This window comes from Acidobacteriota bacterium, assembly GCA_035471785.1.
In the GTDB taxonomy this organism is placed as follows: domain Bacteria; phylum Acidobacteriota; class UBA6911; order RPQK01; family DATIPO01; genus JANQFM01.
This window is the reverse complement of the sequence record DATIPQ010000038.1, coordinates 133274-152937: the sequence shown is the minus strand read 5'-3', so window position 1 is coordinate 152937 and position 19664 is coordinate 133274. Positions and strand designations below refer to the sequence as shown.

13 protein-coding genes are annotated in these 19664 nt (G+C 62.7%); 6 read left to right on the top strand and 7 right to left on the bottom strand.

The window, feature by feature from the left end:
* From VLU25_06385 to VLU25_06360, 6 genes are all read right to left on the bottom strand, one after another.
* The coding region (locus tag VLU25_06385; protein HSR67552.1) for an RNA polymerase sigma factor at positions 1 to 661 on the bottom strand (661 nt) is incomplete at its 3' end.
* Between the two features lie 229 nt (positions 662 to 890).
* Positions 891 to 4616, bottom strand: a complete 3726-nt coding sequence (locus VLU25_06380) for an efflux RND transporter permease subunit (GenBank protein ID HSR67551.1) — start codon at positions 4614 to 4616, stop codon at positions 891 to 893.
* Positions 4617 to 4622: 6 nt separating this feature from the next.
* Positions 4623 to 6560, bottom strand: a complete 1938-nt coding sequence (locus VLU25_06375) for an efflux RND transporter periplasmic adaptor subunit (protein ID HSR67550.1) — start codon at positions 6558 to 6560, stop codon at positions 4623 to 4625.
* A gap of 19 nt (positions 6561 to 6579) precedes the next feature.
* Positions 6580 to 7929: a TolC family protein gene (locus tag VLU25_06370; GenBank protein ID HSR67549.1), complete on the bottom strand. Its 1350-nt coding sequence runs from the start codon at positions 7927 to 7929 to the stop codon at positions 6580 to 6582.
* 248 nt (positions 7930 to 8177) lie between these two features.
* Positions 8178 to 9515 carry a TolC family protein gene (locus VLU25_06365; protein HSR67548.1) on the bottom strand — a complete coding sequence of 446 codons (1338 nt, stop codon included), beginning with the start codon at positions 9513 to 9515 and terminating at the stop codon, positions 8178 to 8180.
* A gap of 74 nt (positions 9516 to 9589) precedes the next feature.
* Positions 9590 to 9928 (bottom strand): phage holin family protein, encoded by a 339-nt coding sequence (locus VLU25_06360; protein ID HSR67547.1) that lies wholly within the window; start codon positions 9926 to 9928, stop codon positions 9590 to 9592.
* A 139-nt stretch (positions 9929 to 10067) separates the two neighbouring features.
* On the opposite strand from VLU25_06360, the gene VLU25_06355 reads away from it, so the two are divergent.
* The 3 genes from VLU25_06355 to VLU25_06345 all read left to right on the top strand — a co-directional run bounded on the left by VLU25_06355 (position 10068) and on the right by VLU25_06345 (position 11940).
* Complete coding sequence (locus tag VLU25_06355) at positions 10068 to 10457, top strand: cupin domain-containing protein (protein ID HSR67546.1); 390 nt, start codon at positions 10068 to 10070, stop codon at positions 10455 to 10457.
* A 26-nt stretch (positions 10458 to 10483) separates the two neighbouring features.
* Positions 10484 to 11377 carry a universal stress protein gene (locus tag VLU25_06350; protein ID HSR67545.1) on the top strand — a complete coding sequence of 298 codons (894 nt, stop codon included), beginning with the start codon at positions 10484 to 10486 and terminating at the stop codon, positions 11375 to 11377.
* A 206-nt stretch (positions 11378 to 11583) separates the two neighbouring features.
* Positions 11584 to 11940: a helix-turn-helix transcriptional regulator gene (locus VLU25_06345; protein ID HSR67544.1), complete on the top strand. Its 357-nt coding sequence runs from the start codon at positions 11584 to 11586 to the stop codon at positions 11938 to 11940.
* Here the strand turns inward: VLU25_06345 and VLU25_06340 are convergent.
* Positions 11931 to 13376 (bottom strand): aminotransferase class I/II-fold pyridoxal phosphate-dependent enzyme, encoded by a 1446-nt coding sequence (locus VLU25_06340; GenBank protein HSR67543.1) that lies wholly within the window; start codon positions 13374 to 13376, stop codon positions 11931 to 11933. The genes VLU25_06345 and VLU25_06340 overlap by 10 nt on opposite strands.
* Before the next feature lie 284 nt (positions 13377 to 13660).
* On the opposite strand from VLU25_06340, the gene VLU25_06335 reads away from it, so the two are divergent.
* The 3 genes from VLU25_06335 (at position 13661) to VLU25_06325 (ending at position 19591) form a co-directional block, all read left to right on the top strand.
* On the top strand, positions 13661 to 17239 hold the full coding sequence (locus VLU25_06335; GenBank protein ID HSR67542.1) for a hypothetical protein: 3579 nt from the start codon (positions 13661 to 13663) through the stop codon (positions 17237 to 17239).
* Between the two features lie 151 nt (positions 17240 to 17390).
* Complete coding sequence (locus VLU25_06330) at positions 17391 to 18554, top strand: Gfo/Idh/MocA family oxidoreductase (GenBank protein HSR67541.1); 1164 nt, start codon at positions 17391 to 17393, stop codon at positions 18552 to 18554.
* 44 nt (positions 18555 to 18598) lie between these two features.
* On the top strand, positions 18599 to 19591 hold the full coding sequence (locus VLU25_06325) for a sugar phosphate isomerase/epimerase family protein (GenBank protein ID HSR67540.1): 993 nt from the start codon (positions 18599 to 18601) through the stop codon (positions 19589 to 19591).
* Positions 19592 to 19664 lie beyond the last annotated feature (73 nt).

Genomic DNA, 19664 nt, shown 5'->3' with positions numbered 1-19664 from the left:
AAACCGGACGCAAAACCGAGGGAGCCCTCCTGATTTCGGAGGCCTGTCCCACTCGCAACGGGGAGGCCGCCGCCGGCTCTTCGCTTCCGGACCGGGGGGAAGCCTCAAGCTTCGCACGCAACTGCTCACGCGCCCGCTCGATCCGTTTGCGGGCGGCGGCTCTCGATATCTGCAGTCGATCGGCAATCTCGGCGTAAGACAGGTCGCGTTGGAAACGCAGCACGAAAGCTTCGCGCAGACTTTGCGAGATCTCTCCCAACAGCCGCTCGATGACCTCTTCGGACTCACCGGTCAACAGATCCCTTTCGGGGGTCCTGCTCTCAATCCGCATATCCCGCTCCAAAGGGCGGAAGCCTTGGCGGCGGCGGAGCCGGTCGAGGCAAAGGTTGACGGCCAGCCGCTTCAGCCAGGCTCGCAGATTCGAGATCTTGGCCGCATTGTGCGGGAGTTTGTCGACGATCCGCAGCATCAAATCGCCCATGGCCCCCTCGGCATCGGCGGGCGACTTCAAATAGCGGACACAGATCTTGCCAAGATCTCTCTCATATCGTCTCCAGATTCTCCAGACGGCTCGGGAGTCCCCGGCGAGGAGGTTTTCGAGATCTTTTTCGTCCCTCTTGTCGTTCAGACCCCCGTCCACGTTGACATCGTCCGAGATCAAGGTCCAGCATCGCCTAAATGCTGTGGGGCTTGTTAAGGAAAGGTTGAGCACGTTCAGTGTTTCTCGGGGCTTTGCCCCATCACGGCATCTTCACTGTGGGGGTATTTCTGTCGCCTATCCAGTGGGATTCTCACCTCAATAGCAAAAACACGCCATTTTTATGGCCATACCACTTAATGCGTTTAAGCCGGCCGGCATCGAAAGCAGGCCGGCAAATCCTTACGGAGAGTTAGGACCGGCGGTGTTCTTGCCAGGCGCAGTAGAGGGTGGGGACGACGAACATGGTGAGCAGGGCTACCGTCATGCCTCCGAAGACGGGGATGGCCATGGGGACCATGATGTCGGAACCCTTGCCGGTAGCGGTGAGGACGGGGATCAGGGCCAGCAGGGTGGTGGCGGTGGTCATCAGGCAGGGACGCACGCGCCTCTTTCCGGCTTCCAGCACAGCCGCCCGGATTTCGGCCGCGCTGCCGGGACTGTTGCGCTCAAAACTCTGCTTGAGATAGGTGGCCATGATCACACCGTCGTCGGTTGCGATTCCGAAGAGAGCGATAAAGCCCACCCACACGGCCACGCTCAGGTTGATCTGCTGAATTCCGAAGAGCTGGCGCAGGTTGGTTCCCAGGATGTCGATGTCGAGGAACCAGGGGATGTTGTAGAGCCAGATCATGAGGAATCCGCCCGAAGCCGCCACCGCCACGCCGGCAAAGACCATCAGGGTGGTGGGCAGGGAGCGGAACTGCAGGTGGAGGATGAGCAGGATGATGAGCAGGGCCAGCGGAATGACCACGCTCAAGGTCTGGCGGGCCCGCACCTGGTTTTCGTAGCTTCCCGCGAAGATGGGACGCCGGCAGCCCCGCAAGTTGAGTCCCGCAAGCGCCTGCGTCTCTTCGGGGAGGGGCTGGCGGCCCAGGCGCGCGGCTAACTCGGCATAAGCCTCCTCGAACACCTCGATGCGCCGGTCGAGGTAGGCGCGGGCCTCCTCGACCACGTCCACCTCGGCCCGGTTCGCGACCTTGTCGAAGAGCACGTAGCCGACCAGTTCGGCGTCCTCGCTCTTGATGGACTGAGGACCTCGCACGTAGCGGATCTCGGTCAGTTCGCGCAAGGGGATTTGGGCCCCTTCGGCGGTGGGCACCAGGATCTGTCCCAACGATTCGATCTCGTCGCGCAGTTCGCGCAGATAGCGCACGCGCACCGGATAGCGCTCGCGGCCTTCTACCGTGGTGGTGATGCGCCGTCCGCCGATGGCAACCTCGATGACGTCCTGCACTTGCTGGATGCTGATTCCGTAGCGGGCGGTGGCGCGCCGGTCGATGTCAATCTCCAGATAGGGCTTGCCCACGATGCGGTCGGCGATGACGGTGTCGGGCTTGATGGAAGGCACCTGTTTGAGGAAGCGCTCGATTTGCAGGCTGACGGCCTCGATGCTGGCCAGGTCGGGGCCTTTGACCTTGACTCCCATGGGTGCCCGCATGCCGCTCTGCAGCATTACGATGCGGGCGGCGATGGGCTGAAGGTGGGGCGCCGAGGTGGTGCCGGGCAACTGGGTGCGGGCCACGATTTCGTCCCAAATGTCGTCCGGCGACTGGATGTGAGGACGCCAGTTGCGGTAGGGGCGCCCTCCTGAATCGGGGATCAGTTCGCCCTGCTGGTCGCGAACGAACTCCTCTTGCCACCAGTCGTAGCGGAAACGCATCAGTTCTCCGCGCTGGTCGCGCTTGTATTCGGGTTTGTAGTTGACCACCGTCTCGATCATCGAGATGGGCGCCGGATCGAGAGGCGACTGGGCTCGTCCGACCTTGCCCACCGCCAGCTCCACTTCGGGGATGGAGGCGATGGCCATGTCCAGCTTATGCACCACGTCGATGGCTTCTCCGATGGAGGCGTGGGGCATGGTGGTGGGCATGTAGAGAAAAGAACCCTCGTCGAGGGAGGGCATGAACTCGCGGCCCAGTCCGGGGAAAGCCTGCTGCAGGTAGGCAAGAGGCCCTAGAGTGCGCAGACCCTGGGGAATGAAAAAGAAAACCGATGAATAGCCCATCCAGATCAAGAAACCCAGCAGCATCAGCGCCGAAGGAGCGGCCAGAAAGCGGCTCTTGTTGTCGAGGCACCATTTGAGGAGATCGGGATAGGCGTGCTGAAAGCGCCGGAATCCGTAAAGTAGCGCCCCAACCAGCAAGGCCACGAAGAGGAGGTTGAGGATCAGTCCGGTGCCGATCCCGAGGGGCAGCCAGCTTCCGGCCAGGACGATTCCCGCCAGGACCAGCACCAGGGTGTTGGCGCCGCCGGGGATGCGCCGGACGAGGGAGCGTACCCGAGCCGGTATGGAGCCCTGGGAGGTGGGTCGCGCGTCTTCGTCTCCGGCTTGCCGGGCGCGGCGGCGGAAGAGGAAATGGGCAGCCGGCGGAATCACTGCCAGCGAGAGAATGAAGGCGGCTGCCAGGGCAAACGTCTTGGTCCAGGCCAGCGGCTTGAAGAGCTTGCCTTCGGCGGCTGTCAGGCTGAAGACGGGCAAAAAGCTGACGATGGTGGTGGCCACCGAGGTCAGTACGGCTCCGGCAACTTCGCTGGCACCCCGGAAGACGACCTGCAAACGGCTCTCCTCGGGGGACGATTCATCGATATGGCGCAGGATGTTCTCGCTCAGCACGATGCCCATGTCGACCATGGTGCCGATGGCGATGGCGATGCCCGAGAGGGCCACGATGTTGGCGTCCACGCCCGCGGTTTTCATGAAGATGAAGCTGACCACCACCCCGGCCGGAAGCAGGGCCGAGATGAGCAGTCCGCTGCGCAGGTGGGCCACCATGACCAGCACTACGATCAGGGTGATGAGAATTTCGTGGCTGAGTGCCTCCTCCAGGGTTCCCAGGGTCTCGTAGATGAGTCCGGTACGGTCGTAGAAGGGGACCACGGTGACCTGGGACACGGTTCCGTCAGCCAGCGTCTTGCGGGGCAGGGAGAGTTCGCCGATGCGCTCCTTGATGTTGGCGATGGTGGCCAGCGGATTCTCCCCGTAGCGGACGGCTACGATGCCCCCCACCACCTCGCTGCCGCCCTTGTCCAGCATTCCGCGGCGCAGCGCGGGCCCGAGCTGGACCTTGGCCACGTCCCGCACGCGGATGGGGATGTTGCCGCGGCGCACGGCGATCACCGTCTCGCGGATGTCGTCGATGTCTTCGATAAAGCCCAATCCGCGGATGACGTATTCGGTGCGGTTGACCTCGATAGTGCGTGCCCCTACGTCGATGTTGGAGGACCGCACCCCCGAAAACACCTGAGGCAGCGTTACTCCGGCGGCCCGCATGGCCTCGGGATCGACATCGATCTGATACTCCTGCACAAAGCCGCCTACCGAAGCCACCTCGGCCACTCCGTCAGCCGCCATCAGCGCGTAGCGGACGGTGTAGTCCTGAATGCTGCGCAGCTCGTGCAGGTCCCATCCGCCCGTGGGACGGCCCTGGGCGTCCCGTCCTTCCAGCGTGTACATGAAGACCTGTCCCAGTGCGGTGGCGTCGGGCCCCAGTTGGGGACGGATGCCCTCGGGGAGGGTTTCCGGCGGGAGCGAGGAGAGCTTTTCAAGCAGGCGCGAGCGCGACCAGTAAAACTCGATGTCTTCGCGAAAGATGACGTAGATGGAGGAGAACCCGAAAAAGGAATAGCTGCGGATGTTCTTGACCCCTGGAAGGCCCAACAGCGCCACGGTCAGCGGATAGGTGATCTGGTCTTCCACGTCCTGCGGCGAGCGGCCTTCCCATGGGGTGAAGACGATCTGCTGGTTCTCTCCGATGTCGGGAATGGCGTCCACCGGCACCGGGTCGCGCGGGAACCCCCCGATCCGCCAGTCGAAGGGGGCCGTATAGAGGCCTCCCCCCAGAAGGACGATCAGCAGCAGGACGACAATCAGCTTCTGGGTCAAACAGAAGCGAATGATGCGGTCAAGAAGGTTCATGGACACCTAGCGCGCGGCGGCTGGACGGGAGGCGATGGTCTGCCCCACGCTGCCGCAGTTGGGCATTTCCTGTCCGAAGTAAGGATTGGCCACGTCATCTCCCGCTTGAATCCAATCGGCGCCCCGGTTCGAAAACGCCATCGGGCAGTGGACTTGCAGCAGTGATTTGTCGAGTCCGTGCCCGAAACGGTCGACCAGCCTCAGCAGCCGCAGGCTGAAATCGGAGAAGGGAAGTCGAATGGAAGCAAGGTCGTCGGCCCTCCTTAATTCCTCCAGATCTGACTTGAGCTGCATGGCTTGCATCGTCCAGAAGTCCCTCTGGTCCGGCTCCAGCCTCAGGGCTTCGGCCTCCAGCTCCTGCCACGAGTTCGTAATGCCTTCGACGGCAGCCCGCGCCGACGGCCAATCGTCGGCGGAAAGGGCCGTCTGCAATTGCAGGTAGGCCTCCAGCAGCCGGTCGAAGCCAGCCAGGAAGGGCTGGGGCGCGGCCAGCGGCGTCGAACCCGCTTCACCCTCTCCGGGACGTGACATCATGCTGGGGCGGGCCTGCAACTGCATGGCGCTGTCGATCTTGAAATTGCCGTGGGTGACTACCCGTTCTCCGGGCGACAGGCCTTCCAGCACGATGTATTCGTCGCCCGCGCGGGCGCCTACCTCCACTTCGCGCAGTTCGTATGTGGGCTTGCCCTGTCCCGGCACTTCCACGTAGACGACGGAGCGGGTTCCGGTGAAAAGAAGCGCGGTGGCGGGAATGACCAGCGGCGGCTCCTCATCGGCGGCCGCGGCGAATCCCAACTCTTCGGCGGGCACCAACGGCATGCCGCAAATGTCGCAGGTCCCCGGCCGGTCCTTGACGATCTCGGGATGCATGGGGGAGATCCACTTGCCCAGCAGGTCGGACTCCATGACCCGCCCGTTGGCCGCCAACCGCGATTCCACGACTCCTGTCGCCAACATGCCGGGCTTGAGCTTTTGCTGGGGATTGGGCACGTCGACGCGGACGCGGACGGTACGGGTTTGGGGATCGATCACGGGATCGATGAGAGAAATGGTGCCTTCCACCGTTTCGCCCGGCAGGGAGGGGACGCGCACCTGAACCTTCTGTCCGAAGCGCAGCCAGGGCAGGTCTGACTCGTAGGCCTCCAGCGCCACCCACACCTCGTCGAGTTTGGCGATGGAGTAAAGCGGGGTGCCGGTCTGGACATATTCTCCGGCGCTGATCATCTTCTTGACCACGATTCCCCCCACGGGCGAGACGATGTCGATGCGGTCGCTGGGCTTGGCGCCCCGGGCGATGCCGCGAATGACCGACTCGGGAACGCCCCACAGCCGCAGCTTGTCGCGGGTAGCCTCAAGAATTTCCCGGGCCGATTGCTGTGCTCGCGGGCTTTGGCCTTCCTGGGCCTCTTCGACCGCCAGTGCGGCTTCCTGCAGTTCCTTCTCGGCCACGTAGATCTCGGGACTGTACATCTGGGCCAGGTGCTGGCCCTTGTCGACTCGAATGCCCACGTAGTCGACGTAGAGTTCGTCCAGGCGTCCCGGCACCCATGCCGTCAACGTCTCCAGCAGGGTTTCGTCGTAGGTCACCTGGCCCTTCAGGCGCAAGGTGTTGGATGCGAAGCGGCGCTGGGCCGGGACGGTTTCGATTTCCGCCAGCCGCTTGGCCGTTTCCGTCATCTGCAGACGGTTGGGATCGAGATCGGCGCCGCCCTGAGACACCGGAATCAGATCCATGGCGCAGATGGGGCACTTGCCCGGCCCAGGCTGGCGGATGTTGGGATGCATCGAGCAAGTCCACTCCTCCACCTGCCCGTGGTCGTGCACTTCCTGATCTCCCGAAGCTGGGCGCGGGCCTCCCAACTGCAAGCCGGCCAGGAAGGCCGCCAGCAGGGCCACGATCAGCAGCCAGGGCCTCTTTTCGATTAATCTTCGCAAAAAACTCATAATACGCCCTTCCTCGGGCTCACCGATGCGCTTGGCCGGGTTGGGGTTGCGGACCCGCCACGCCTTCTTTCAACAAACGCGTTGCGCCGAGTCCCAGGACGTCGAGAAGCCGCGTCAACGCCTCGTTGTGGTCGCGGCGGGCCTTCTCGCTCTGCAGCGATGCCTCCAGATAGGCGCGCCCGGCGTCCAGGTACTCGATAAAAGCCGCGCTGGCCGTATTGTAGCGCCCGCGCATGCTATTGAAGGCCCTCAGGCTCTTGGGAACCACTAATTCGGCGTAAGTCCGGTGGCTGCGGCGTGCCTGGGAGGTCTCTCTGAGAGCCTCTCCGGCGTCCGCCTCCAGGGAGGCCTCGAGGCCTTGCAGGGTTTCTTTGTCGGCCTCCAGGCGATGGCGCAGCTCCTCGAGGTAGGCGGACTGGGTCGCGAAGGATGCGGCCCGCTGTCCCAGCATGGGACGGTTGGAGAAAGTCGCCGCCGTCGAGCGTAGCGGACCGGCCTCGGCTCCCCGTCCTAAGTCGAGGCGGCTGGCTCCCGTGGCGGGCAGAGGATAGAGCGTCAACTCGGCCAGGCGCAGTGCAGCCTCTCTCATCCGCACCAACTGCTGCTGGTTGTGCAGCCTTTGACTGTGCCGCTGCAAAAGCCGGCGAGCCTGGTCGAGGTCCATCTCAGGATCTGCCAGGTCGCGGGAGGCCGGACGCCGCCAGGCCGTCTCCACCGGCAAGTCGAGCAGCGCGTTGGCCCGGGCAAGCGCACTCAGGCGCTGCTCGCGCAGGTTTTCCAGGTCGGCATCGAGGATGTCGAGCAGGGCCTGGGAACGCAAGGCATCGGCTTGGCTGGCTTTGCCCACCCGCAGTTGAGCCAGGGCCACCTGTTCCATGCGGCGGAAGAGATCGCGGCTTTCCAGCAGCACCTCGATGGCGTTGTCGATGTATTGCAGTTCGAAATAGGCCCGTGCCATGGAGTTGACAGCCTGGCGCAAGGCGGCCTGGAAGTCGAGGCGGGCCATCTCGATGCGGGCTTGGGCGATGACGCTCTTCAGCGTCAGAGCCGCCGGGGCGGGGAAGAAGCGTTTCATGTCGGGACGCTGCATGGGCATCCCCGCCACGGTGTCGAGTTCCCGCGTGAAGGCCCGATAGCGCACCAGCAATTCCTGCAGGTAGGCGGCCTGATCGAGTCCTTCCAAGGCTGCCTTGACGTTCTCGCCGGTCGCCTTCACCGAAGGGTTGCGCAGCGCCGCCAGTGCCAGCAACTCCTCCAGGCTCAGGCCCTGCTCGAGGGTCTGGACCAGCTTCGATTCGTCCCCGGAAAGTTTGCGGGCGCCTTCCAGCTCATCCTGCCCCAGCTCCTGCAGGAGCTGACTCTCGGCCATCGGATCTTCAAGCCGGGCCCGCCACGCCGCCGTTTGCTTCCTCAGTTCCTCCAGGGCGCTGCTTCTTTGCCCTTCAAATCCTTGATCCGAGGGGGAGGACGTCCAGAATGCCGCTTGTCGCAGATGCTCCTTCAGCCAGGGCGCCTTGTCAGACTCGCCCGCTTCTTGCCCGGCCGCTGCGGCGGACCCCCAGAGAAGGCATGCCGCCAGAAGACCGGCGGGCAATCGCTCCATCAGGCAGGTTCTTTTCATCTCTCGTCCTTTGCCTCGTTTCCTCCCTCGGCCCCTGACAAGTTGGACGCTTGAGGGTGGAAGGCTCTTCCCAGCAGCCGCTCCAGACGGGCCACGGCCTGGTAGTAGTCGGCAGTGGCGCGAAGCTGGGCCAGCTCGAAATTGTGGTAGGTGGCGGCGGTTTCCAGCAGCGAGGCCAGCGGGGCTTGTCCGCTTCGGTAGAGCTGCTCGGCCGATTGCTGCGCCTGGCGGGCCTGGGGCAGCAAGGTGTCGTTGTAGAGCCGGGTCAGGCGGGCCGCATTGACAAGCTGGAAGTAAGCCCGCGACACCTCGGCCCTCAAGTTGAGGCGCCGCGCTTCCTGTTCGGCTTGGGCCGCCATCTCCTCTTCTTTGGCTCGGCGGGTGTGAGCCCGGTTCTTCCAAAACCACAGGGGTATGCTAATGCCGACTCCCAGCCCGAAAGGATCGCGACCCGCGTCGGGGGTGGAGGGATTGAGGGCGGGACCCACATTGATGTAGTTGGCGGAGAAAGTCAGGTCGGGGATGTAGGACTGACGGGCCAGGGAAGAGGCCAGGCGGGCCCGCTCCACCTCGAGGCCGGCCGCTTTCAGTTCCTGATTGTAGGCCGCGGCCACGTCCTGCAGTTGCGAGACCGGCGTCCCCAGGGGCAGAGGGGGACGGACCTGTTGAGTGGGTCCCAGGGCACGGTCGGCGCCCAGGGCCAGCACCGCCCGCAGCCGGTCGGCCTCGCTGCGGCGCATCTCTTGCAGCAGCATCAGGTCGTACCCGAGCTGAGCCGCTTGAGTCTCGGCCCGGAAGCGGTCGGCCAGGTGGACCGCCTGGCCCTCCTCTCCCCCCAGCGCCAGTTGAGCGTAGCGGGTGTAGATCTCCAAAACCGCTTGGCTGACCTGCTGGGCCCTGTCTATATAGTAGAGTTCGAAGTAGAGTTCCTTGGCCCGGGCAACCGCGTCGCGCATAGCCGCCTGATAACTCAAGTAGGCGATCTGCTCCTCCCGCTCGGCCATGCGGCCCGAGGTGATCAGCTTGCTGGGGAAGGGCAGGCTCTGGGAAAGGGCCAGGCTATAGCGCTGGGGACCGGTACGAGTTTCCACGCTGCGCAGAAAGTCGGTGTAGCTGAGGCGAGGGTCAGGCAGGGAGAGGGCGATGGTTTTTCCCTGACGCGCCGCTTGCCAACGGTGGCGAGCCGCCTTAACCGAGGGGCTCTCCTGTGCCGCTCGCCGCACGGCCTCCTGCAAGAGGAACGGTTGTTCATCCGTTTGCGCCGTGACGACGGCACAGATGGCCAGCAGCAACAACAGCCGTCCCGCCCTGCTGTAAAGCTTCTTGAGACTCACGCCCGACTCCTTGCCCCTTCCATGCAAAAGACAGCCCCGCCCGCGCGGGGACAACAGCTTTAGACGGGAATGGTTCAGAAAATCATCCAATGGAAAATCAGGTCAATCAGGGAGATGAGCAGGGTCCCCAACAAGAGGGGGCCGATTCCCGCGACCTCGAATCCCTTGATCAGACGGCTCGTGATCCAAAGCAGAAAGGCGTTGATGACGACGATGAAGAGCCCCAGGGTAAGCACCACGAAGGGCAGGGTGAGGAAGATCAGCAACTTTTTCAGCAGGGCGTTGAGGATGCCGAACACCAGCGCTACCAGCAGGGCGGTGGGGAAATTCCGGACCTTGATCCCGGGCAGGAGCTGGGCTACCAGAAATACCGCCAAGCCCATGGTCAGTACCGCAATCAGGAATGAGGCCATGAGCGGATGTTCTCCCATCGGCTCAGAGATGTCAATCTTCCCCTTCCGCCGTTTACCGCCAACCTGATCCAATAGGGGCCGCACTGTCTGGCATGGCGGCCTCAAGGCTTCTATACTGGAATCATTGGAGGTGTACGACGTGTCCGAATCCAAAGTGAGCCGCTTCTGCTGGGAAGAAATGCCCAAGGAAATCCTGACCGACAAGCTGAGCCGGCGCCTGATTACGGGCGAGCGCATGATGCTGGCCCATGTCTACCTGAAGAAAGGATGCGTGGTGCCGCTGCACCAGCACGAAAACGAGCAACTGACCTACATCCTGGAAGGCGCCCTCAAGTTCTTCATCGGGGCCGACAAGTCCCGCGAGGTCGTCGTCAAGGCCGGCGAGGTCCTGCATTTGCCCTCCAACGTCCCTCACGAAGCAGTAGCGCTGGAAGACACGCTGGACGTCGACATCTTTTCGCCTCCGCGTCAGGACTGGCTGGATAAGGACGACGCCTACCTGAGGGGCGGAAATCAGTCTCCCCGCTAGCAACAAACCGACAAGGGGTGGACATCATGAGAATCAAGAAACTGCTCTTTACCACCGATTTTTCGGAGCCGGCCCGGCAGGCCTTGCCTCACGCGCTGGAGCTGGCGCGCAAGTTCGGTTCCCAGATCATCGTGCTCCACGTGCGCACTCTCTTCACCGACGATCCGAGCAATGTCGAGTACCAGTTCCTGGACGAAGACCGATACGAAGACTTCCTGGACAAGAATCTGAAGAAAGCCTCTCAACCCCTCTCTTCCGAGGTGTCCTTCGAGACGGCCGTGGTCCGCAACGTCTCTCCCGCGGCCGGCATCGTCGAATATGCCGAGGAGAACAAGGTCGACATGATCGTCATGGGGACTCATGGACGATCGGCGCTGGGCCATTTCTTTCTGGGCAGCGTGGCCGAAAAGGTCGTGCGCCACGCCCCCTGCCCGGTACTTTCAGTGGGACCCAAAGGACAGGATCACTACATCGACCAGCCCGATCATGCCGAGATTCTGGCTCCCTTCGATTTCTCGGAGCACTCCATCGCCGCCGTGGGCAAGGCTCTCGAGCTGGCGGAGGCCTTCGGCGCCAACGTGCACGTCCTCTACGTTCTGGAGCAGGAGGTCCATCCGGCCTTTTTCGCCACCTGGAAGCTCTCGGTGGAGCAGCATCTGGGGGAAATCCGCAGCAACGCCATCAAGGCCCTCGAGGAAGAACTGGGAGAGGCTACGGCGGCTCGCGTCGATTTGACCGTCAAGATCGGCGATGACCGTTCAGACCGTGAAATCAGCCGCTATTGCCGGGACAAAGATATCGACCTCATCGTCATGGGAACCCATGGCCTTTCAGGCATCGACCGGGCTTTGCTGGGCAGTACCACGGAAAGGGTCATCCGCAAAGCTCCCTGTCCGGTGCTGACTTTCAAGCTGGAGTAGGCGCGCCCTTGACTGCGCGGGTCACCCCTGCCCTAATTTCCACTCATTTTACACTTTTTCTCTTGACACCCCTTCTTCACCTTTGATATTCTACTTTTATTCACTTCGAAGGCGACTGGCAGGACGCCCGGAAGAGGTCCGGTCAACATGCCGTCCGCGGCGGTCGGCTTGGCCCAAGACAAGGCTGAAGGAACGAGAAACCAGAGATGGCGATCACGCGGAACTCTCCCGGCGATGGAGAGCTGCGTCTGCGTTTTTTCGTCGAGGAGCGAGGGATGAGCGTGAAACTCAACATCCAGGCCATGCGCAAGATAGGAAGGCGCATCCGCATCCAGCGCAAGCGTCTTCATCTGACCCAGGAGCGCCTGGCCGAACTCAGCGGTTATTCCCCGGGCTATATCGGAAGCATCGAGAAAGCCCGCAAGGTGCCCTCCATGACCTTTCTCTTTGACGTGGCCCATGCGCTCAGCACCACTCCCTCCGAATTGTTGATCGACTTTGAGGGAGGGCCTGACCGGGAGGGCCTCAAGAGAGAAATCAAGCAGCTTCTCGATCAGCTTTGAAGGATGCGGCTGCGCACTTCCCTGAGGGCTTTCCGGATGTCGTCGAGGGCGATGTCCAGCGTTTCGCGGTGGGTTCGGAAGCACAGCACGCAAATGCGAATGAGGAATCGCCGGCCGACGGTTGTTCCGGTCAGGAAGACAAGCCGCGATTGGCTGTTGATGCACTCCAGAAACTGGCGGTTGAGTTGATTGAGTTGTTGGGGGTCTTCCAGGTGATGAGGTTTAAGGCGAAAGGCCAGCAGCGAGAGTTGGGGAGGCGCAACCACTTCGATTTCTTTCATTGTGGCCAGCTCTTGAGCGGCCATCTCGGCCAGATCGAGCTTTTCCTGCAAATTCCTGCGGAAAGGCCCGATGCCGTGCATTTTCAGTGGAAGCCAGACTCGCAATCCCCGGAAACCTCGCGACAACTCCGGCGAAACATCGCAGAAGTCGACCTGCGAGAGGTCGTCCCGCATGGGCGGCATGTAGCTGGCCCGCTCGCTGTGAGCCTTTCGCAGAGCTTGGGGGTCGCGCGCCAGCAGGCAGCCGGTTCCATAGGGCAGGAAGAGACCCTTGTGGGGGTCGAGGGCAATGCTGTCGGCCAAGGCCAATCCCTTCATTCGGCGGCGGCCCCGCTCGGTGAGCATGAAGAAGCCCCCGTAGGCGGCGTCCACGTGCAGCCACAGGGAATGCTGGCGGCAGATTCTGGCCAATTCCTGCAAATCGTCCACGGCGCCCGTGTTGGTGGTGCCGGCGCTTCCCACCACCAGGAAAGGGGTTCGGCCCAGCGCCGCGTCCTCCTCGATCATGCGTTGCAGGGCCCGGGTGTCGATTCGGAAGTCGGGCAGGCTGGGCACCACCCTCAGGTTGTCGGCGGGAAATCCGGCCATGCGGGCGGCCTTGTGCACGCAGTGATGGACCTGATCGGAGGCGTAGAGCGTTCCCTGCAGGAAATTCTCTGGCAGCCGGTCGCTGCGGGCGGCGGCCAGGGCAGAGAAGTTGGCCATCGAGCCGCCCGAGGCCAGGTAGCCGCCGGCGCCTTGCGGGTATCCCACGATGTCGCAAAACCAGCCGATGACGCTGCTCTCGATCTGGGCCATGGCGGGAGCCGCCGTCCACACGTTGACGTAGCGGTTGGTGATGTCCGACATCAGGTCCGCCAAGGCGGCATGGGGCAATCCGCCTCCCGGGACGTAGGCCAGATAGCCGGGACTGGCGCAGTTGTAGGCCTTGGGAACGGCTCTGCCGAAGAAGGCTTCCAAGAGGCTGTCCAACGGGGTTCCCGCCTCGGGCAGGTCCTCGCGGAACTCCTCCGCTCTCTCATCGGCCCCTTCCAGGTCGGCTGCCGGCTGTTGGGGCAGAGACTTGAGAAAGACGCTGAGGCAGCGCAGGACCTGGTGGCCCATCTCTTCGAATTCGGCGGGAGAAAGTTCAAGGCTTTGGTCTGGCTGCGGCATGGCCGAATTGTAGCAGGATGCCGTGGGCGGCGTGCTTGTAGAAGACTGCGCCATGCCCGTCATCAAGAGTTGCATTTTATAGTTGCGTTTTCCCTCGCAGCTAGTGTACCCTTGCGGGCGGTTGAGGCACGTTTTCCCTCCACTAGGTTTTTTAGAACTTGGTGAACCGTTTCAAACTCAAAATTCGTTGGGATTTGGCGAGAGAAGCTTCTCAGATTCCGATAGACGGAGGCCGATTCGTGAAGATGCACTTTACAGGAAAGTTTTCTCTATTTGCGTTGCTTTTGCTGCTGATACCGGCGACTCTGCTGGGCCAAGATCCGCTGCCGACCTTTAACAAGACCTTTGTACCCAACACCATAGGACCCGGCAGCGTCAGCACCCTACGCTTCGATATCAGCAACCCCAGTACCATTGGGGTCCGGAATCTGGCCTTCACTGACAGCCTCCCGGCCGGGGTTGTGATCGCCTCGCCGGCCAATGCCAGCAGCAGTTGCCTGGGTACGATCAGCGCCCCTGGCGGGGGAAGCACCATCGATTTCAGCGCCGGGCGGGTGCTGGGCTCCTCCTCCTGCGCGGTCTTCGTCGACGTAACCAGTTCGGCAGTCGGGACACACGTCAACACCTCTGGGGACCTGACCTCGGATGCCGGCAACAGCGGATCGGCAACCGACGAATTGACGGTCGATGCCGGCCGTCCGGGCTTCAGCAAGAGCTTCTCGCCTTCCACGGTGACACTGGGCTCGCGCAGCACTCTGACTTTCACGATCGACAACAGCGCCAGCAGCAATCCGGTTCTCAATCTGTCCTTCACCGACAATTTGCCTCTGGGCATGACGGTGGCCGGTCCTCCCAATACCTCCTCGACCTGCGGAGGCACACTGAGCGCAGTTGCAGGCAGCGGCCTGATCAGCCTTGGTCCCGCGGCTCCCGCAAGCCAGCTTGCGGCGGGAGCAGTTTGCACGATTTCGGTGGACGTCATCGGAGGCGCCGGAGGTCCTCTGGCCAATGTCACTGGCGAGCTGACCGGCATCATCGGGTTTCAAAGTGTCAGCAGCGGCAAAGCCAGCGACACCTTGACCGTGACGGTCGACCGGCTGGCCCTGAGGAAGAGCTTCACCAACGATCCGGTTCCCCCGGGCGGAACGGTGGAACTGCGGTTTACGATCGACAACTTCGACCGTGGCTTTGACGTCACCGGCATCACCTTCAGCGATGATCTGGGAGCGGCCCTGAGCGGCCTGGAGGCCATCGACCTGCCAAAGAACGATGTCTGCGGTCCCGGCTCGGTCCTGAGCGGAACCGGCGTCATCACTCTTACCGGAGGCGTGTTGCCTCCCCAAGGTTCCTGCACCTTCAGCACGACTCTCTCGGTGCCCTCAGAGGCGGCGCCAGGTCTTTATACGAACAGCACCAGCACGATTACGGGAGATTCCGGCGGGCTGATGGTGGAAGGCTCTGCCGCCTCCGACGTCTTGAGCGTTTCGCCGGTGCCCATGTTCACCAAGACCTTCCTGGACAACCCGGTTGGAGCCGGCGGGATGACCGAGTTGGAATTCACTATCACCAACACGAGTTCCTCCTCGAGCGCCGCCGACATCGCCTTCACCGACATCTTCGACAACATCCTGCCTACCGCCTCCATGGTTCCTGCGGCAGGATTCTGCGGGCCGGACTCGACGGCGACCTTTATCCCCTTGATCAATCCCATGGGCGGGGATGCACAGCCTGCCCGGCTCGCCGTCGCCGATGCCAGCCTCGATCCAGGCGCCTCCTGCACCTTCAGCATCATTCTGGACGTGTCGATCGACGCCAATTCAGGTGACAGCCCCAATACGACCAGCGAAATCACGGCCACGGTCGGCGGTGCCGGCGTGACGGGCAACCCGGCTACAGACACTCTAGTGGTGGTCGAGGCTCCTACCTTGATCAAGGAGTTCACCGACGATCCGGTGCTGCCGGGCGAAATGGTCACCTTGCAATTTACCTTGATCCATGACGAATTCGCGCCCGGTTCGGCCACCGGAATCAGTTTCAGCGACGATCTCAGTAGCGCACTGACGGGATTGTCGGCGACCGGTTTGCCGCTGACGGATGTCTGCGGCACCGGTTCGCAGATTGACGGAACCAGCAATCTGCTCTTCACCGGCGGAATGCTGGATCCGGGAGAGACGTGCACCTTCAGTGTAACCCTGCAGGTGCCCGTCGACGCACCATTCGGGCGTCACACCAACGCCACCTCGGGAGTGGTGGCCATGGTCAACGGCGTCTCCGCTACCAACCAATCGGCCAGCGACGAGCTGACGATCGCCGGCCTCACGCTGACCAAGGAGTTCATAGACGATCCGGTTTTGCCCGGCTCGACTGTGACCCTGCAATTCACTATCGAGAACCTGACCACCGATGTTGTCGCCAGCGGCATTCAGTTCAGCGACGACATCGACAGCTCGCTGCCCGGCCTTGCGGTGGCGGCCGGCGAAGTGCCCCAAAGCGACATCTGCGGTACCGGTTCCGCCTTGAACACCTCAGGAAGTAACCTGGTTTTTCAGAACGGGCTGCTCAACGGCGGCGAGATGTGCACCTTCCAGGTTGTACTGGATGTACCTTCGGACGCCCTCACCGATGTGTACCCCAACACGACCAGCGGCTTCTCGGCCATCTTCGACGGCGGACCCAGGGTTTTCCTGGTCGATGCCCTCGACGGCCTCTCAGTCAACGCCGACGTGCTGGAAATCGCCAAGGAGTTCACTGACGATCCGGTGGCTCCCGGGGATCTGGTCAACCTCCGCTTCACCATCGACAACCTCGATCCGACGCGGACCATTACCGACATCGAATTCACGGATGACTTGGATGCGGTCTTCTCCGGTCTGGCCAGCGTCAGCGGCGTGCAGACGGATGTCTGCGGGATCGGCTCTCAGATCTCGGGCACCAGCCTGCTGAGCTTGACCTTCGGAAGCCTGGCTCCGGCCGGAATGGTGGGCGATTCCTGTACTTTCGACGTCACCTTGCAGGTGCCGGCCAGCGTTCCCTTGAGCGCTGTGGGCTTTAACGAGACCAGCAATGTCACGGGGATGGCCGACGGCATCATGGTGGTCGGAAACGCCGCCTCCGACAGCCTGCAGATCGACTTTCTGGAGTTCGCCAAATCCTTTGGAAGCAATCCCATGCCGGGTGAAACAGTCGACTTGACCTTCATGATCGAGAACTTCGACGAGTCCAACAGCATTGCCAACTTGTCTTTCCAGGACGATTTGGATGCGGTGCTCTTCGGACTCACGGCGGTCGGGCTTCCCCAGGCCGATGTCTGCGGCGCCGGCTCGTCGATCGACGGCACCTCGCTGCTCAGCTTCACCGGCGGCAACCTGCTGCCGGCCGGATCCTGCACTTTCACCGTAACGCTGCAGGTGCCTGCCGGAGCCGCTCCCGGCAACTACGCCAATATCACTACAGATCTCACGCAGGCAGGCCTGTCGCTCAACGACCCGGCCACCGCCACTCTGATCGTGCTGGAGCCCCCGGCTGACGCCGACGGCGACAGCGTGCTGGACGTGGACGACCTGTGCCCCGCCACGGTGATTCCCGAGTCGGTGCCCACCGAGGGCCTGAATCCCAATCACTTCGCTCTGATTGACGATGACGGCATCTTCGACACCAGGACCAAGGCCGGCAAGCCGCCCGAGGAGATCTTCACCATCGCCGATACGGCGGGTTGCTCCTGCGAGCAGATCATCGAAGCCCAAGACCTGGGCGAAGGGCAGATCAAGCACGGTTGCAGCCTGGGAACCATGCGCGACTGGGTCGAGCTGGTGGGCGGCTCCGCTCCCAGCTCCGTGGTCCGCATCCGTGGTTCGCGCCAATAACGACCCTGTACCAGGCCGCTTGGAGAGTTCGCGGATTCTCCGGCAGCCGGAAGTCTCAGCCGGATCCTCTCAGCCGCTCGGCGGAGGATCCGGCTTTCTTTTTGGACTCCATGACTTGTCCCTGGAGGCCTTTCCGGGTAGAAAGAGTGCCATGCAACGGAAGATCCGCATGGGTATGGTTGGAGGCGGTCCGGGGGCCTTTATCGGCGCTGTTCACCGCCGGGCGGCCCTCATGGACGGGCTTATCGAATTGGTGTGCGGGGCCTTCAGTTCCGATCCTCAGCGCTCCCGCGAGGCGGGCCGGGAACTCTTCTTGCCCCAAGACCGCTGCTACGGCGACTACCGCCAGATGATGGAGGCCGAGGCCGCTCTTCCCGCCGGCCAACGGATGGATTTCGTGGCCGTCGTCACCCCTAACCACCTCCATTTCCCGGTAGCCCTGGCGGCCCTTCGAGCCGGCTTCGCGGTGATGTGCGACAAGCCCTTGACGTCCAATATCGAGGACGCCCGCAAGCTGGTCGAGGCGGTTGAGGAAAGCGGGCTGCTCTTCGGACTCACCCATAACTACACCGGCTACCCTATGGTCAAGGAGGCCCGCCGCCTGCTCGGCGAAGGGCGCCTGGGCCGCATCCGCAAGGTGGTTGTGGAGTATCCCCAGGGTTGGCTGAGCGAGCCCATCGAGCGCCAGGGACAGAAGCAGGCCGACTGGCGCACCGACCCCGACAAGGCGGGGCCCAGCGGATGCATGGGCGACATCGGCACCCACGCCGAGAATCTGGCCGAATACGTGACCGGATTGAAAATCGAAAAACTCTGCGCCGACGTCTCCTCCATCGTGCAAGGACGAGCATTGGACGACGACGGCAACGTCCTCCTGAGACTGGAAGGGGGAGTGCGGGGAATCCTCTATGCCAGCCAGATCTCGGCCGGCGAAGAAAACGGCTTGCGCATTCGCGTCTATGCCGAGAAGGCCGGCTTGGACTGGATCCAGGAAGATCCCAATACCCTGGTCGTGAAATGGCACGGAAAGCCCCGTCAGGTGCTGCGGGCCGGAGCCGACTATGAGCACCTGGGAAGGCGCACGCGCTTCAACTGCCGCTTGCCTTCGGGTCATCCCGAGGGATTCCTGGAAGCCTTCGCCAACCTCTACCGCTGCTTCGCCCTGACCCTGGCTTGCCGCTTGGAAGGGCGGGAACCCGAGGCCGACTACCTCGACTTTCCGGGCGTGGAAGACGGCCTGAGGGGAATGCGCTTCATCGAGGCCGTGCTGCGCAGCAGCCGCAGCACCCGGAAATGGACCCCGCTGCAAGACTAGCCACGGAGGCAAGAGGCAAATCATCACGGAAAGAGAGCGGAACAATGGCTAGACCCGTCACACTGTTTACCGGCCAGTGGGCCGACCTGCCCTTGGAGGAATTGTGCGCCAAGGCGCGCCAATTCGGTTTCGACGGGCTGGAACTGGCCTGCTGGGGCGATCATTTTCAAGTCGATCGGGCCGACGACGCCTATTGCCGGGCCAAACACCAACTGCTGCAGCGCCACGGGCTGCAAGTCCATGCCATCTCCAACCACCTGGTGGGCCAGGCGGTGTGCGACCGTATCGACCAGCGTCACAAGGCCATACTGCCCGAGCACGTGTGGGGGGACGGAGACCCCGAGGGAGTCAAGCGGCGGGCTGCCCAGGAGATGATCGAGACCGCCAAGGCCGCCAAGCGCTTCGGGGTCAAGGTGGTCAACGGATTCACGGGAAGCTCCATCTGGCACCTGCATTACTCCTTCCCTCCCGTGCCGCCTCAGATGATCGATGAGGGATACGCCGACTTCGGGCGCCGCTGGAAGCCCATCCTCGATGCCTTTTCCGAAGCCGGCGTGCGTTTCGCCTTGGAAGTCCACCCGGCCGAGATCGCTTTCGACATCGCCACGGCCGAGCGGGCTCTGGAAGCGGTGGACAACCATCCCGCCTTCGGATTCAACTTCGATCCCAGCCACTTCGGCTATCAGGGAGTCGACTATCTGGCCTTCATCCGCCGTTTCCCGGGGCGCATCTTCCACATGCACGTCAAGGACGTGTGGTGGAGCGACTCGCCGGCGCCCAGCGGGGTGTTCGAAGGCCATTTGCCTTTCGGAGACCTGCGCCGCTACTGGGAGTTCCGTTCTCCGGGACGAGGCAAGATCAACTTCGACCTGGTCATGCGTTCCCTCAATGCCATCGGCTACCAAGGGCCTCTCTCGGTGGAATGGGAGGACATCGGAATGGACCGCGAGCATGGCGCCGCCGAGGCCTGCGCCTTCGTGCGCAAGATCGATTTCAAGCCCTCGGAAGTGGCTTTCGACGCAGCCTTCGAGCGCTAACCCGCGGGTTAGCGCTCGAACTCCCATCACCCAAGATCTCAAATCTGAAACTCTGGAACCCGTGAAACGTGTG

Coding starts and splice junctions, on each gene's coding strand:
- VLU25_06375 (HSR67550.1), bottom strand. CDS start 6,560: ATGAGTTTTTTGCGAAGATTAATCGAAAAGAGGCCCTGGCTGCTGATC.
- VLU25_06325 (HSR67540.1), top strand. CDS start 18,599: ATGGCTAGACCCGTCACACTGTTTACCGGCCAGTGGGCCGACCTGCCC.
- VLU25_06340 (HSR67543.1), bottom strand. CDS start 13,376: ATGCCGCAGCCAGACCAAAGCCTTGAACTTTCTCCCGCCGAATTCGAA.
- VLU25_06370 (HSR67549.1), bottom strand. CDS start 7,929: ATGGCCGAGAGTCAGCTCCTGCAGGAGCTGGGGCAGGATGAGCTGGAA.
- VLU25_06350 (HSR67545.1), top strand. CDS start 10,484: ATGAGAATCAAGAAACTGCTCTTTACCACCGATTTTTCGGAGCCGGCC.
- VLU25_06330 (HSR67541.1), top strand. CDS start 17,391: ATGCAACGGAAGATCCGCATGGGTATGGTTGGAGGCGGTCCGGGGGCC.
- VLU25_06360 (HSR67547.1), bottom strand. CDS start 9,928: ATGGCCTCATTCCTGATTGCGGTACTGACCATGGGCTTGGCGGTATTT.
- VLU25_06380 (HSR67551.1), bottom strand. CDS start 4,616: ATGAACCTTCTTGACCGCATCATTCGCTTCTGTTTGACCCAGAAGCTG.
- VLU25_06345 (HSR67544.1), top strand. CDS start 11,584: ATGGCGATCACGCGGAACTCTCCCGGCGATGGAGAGCTGCGTCTGCGT.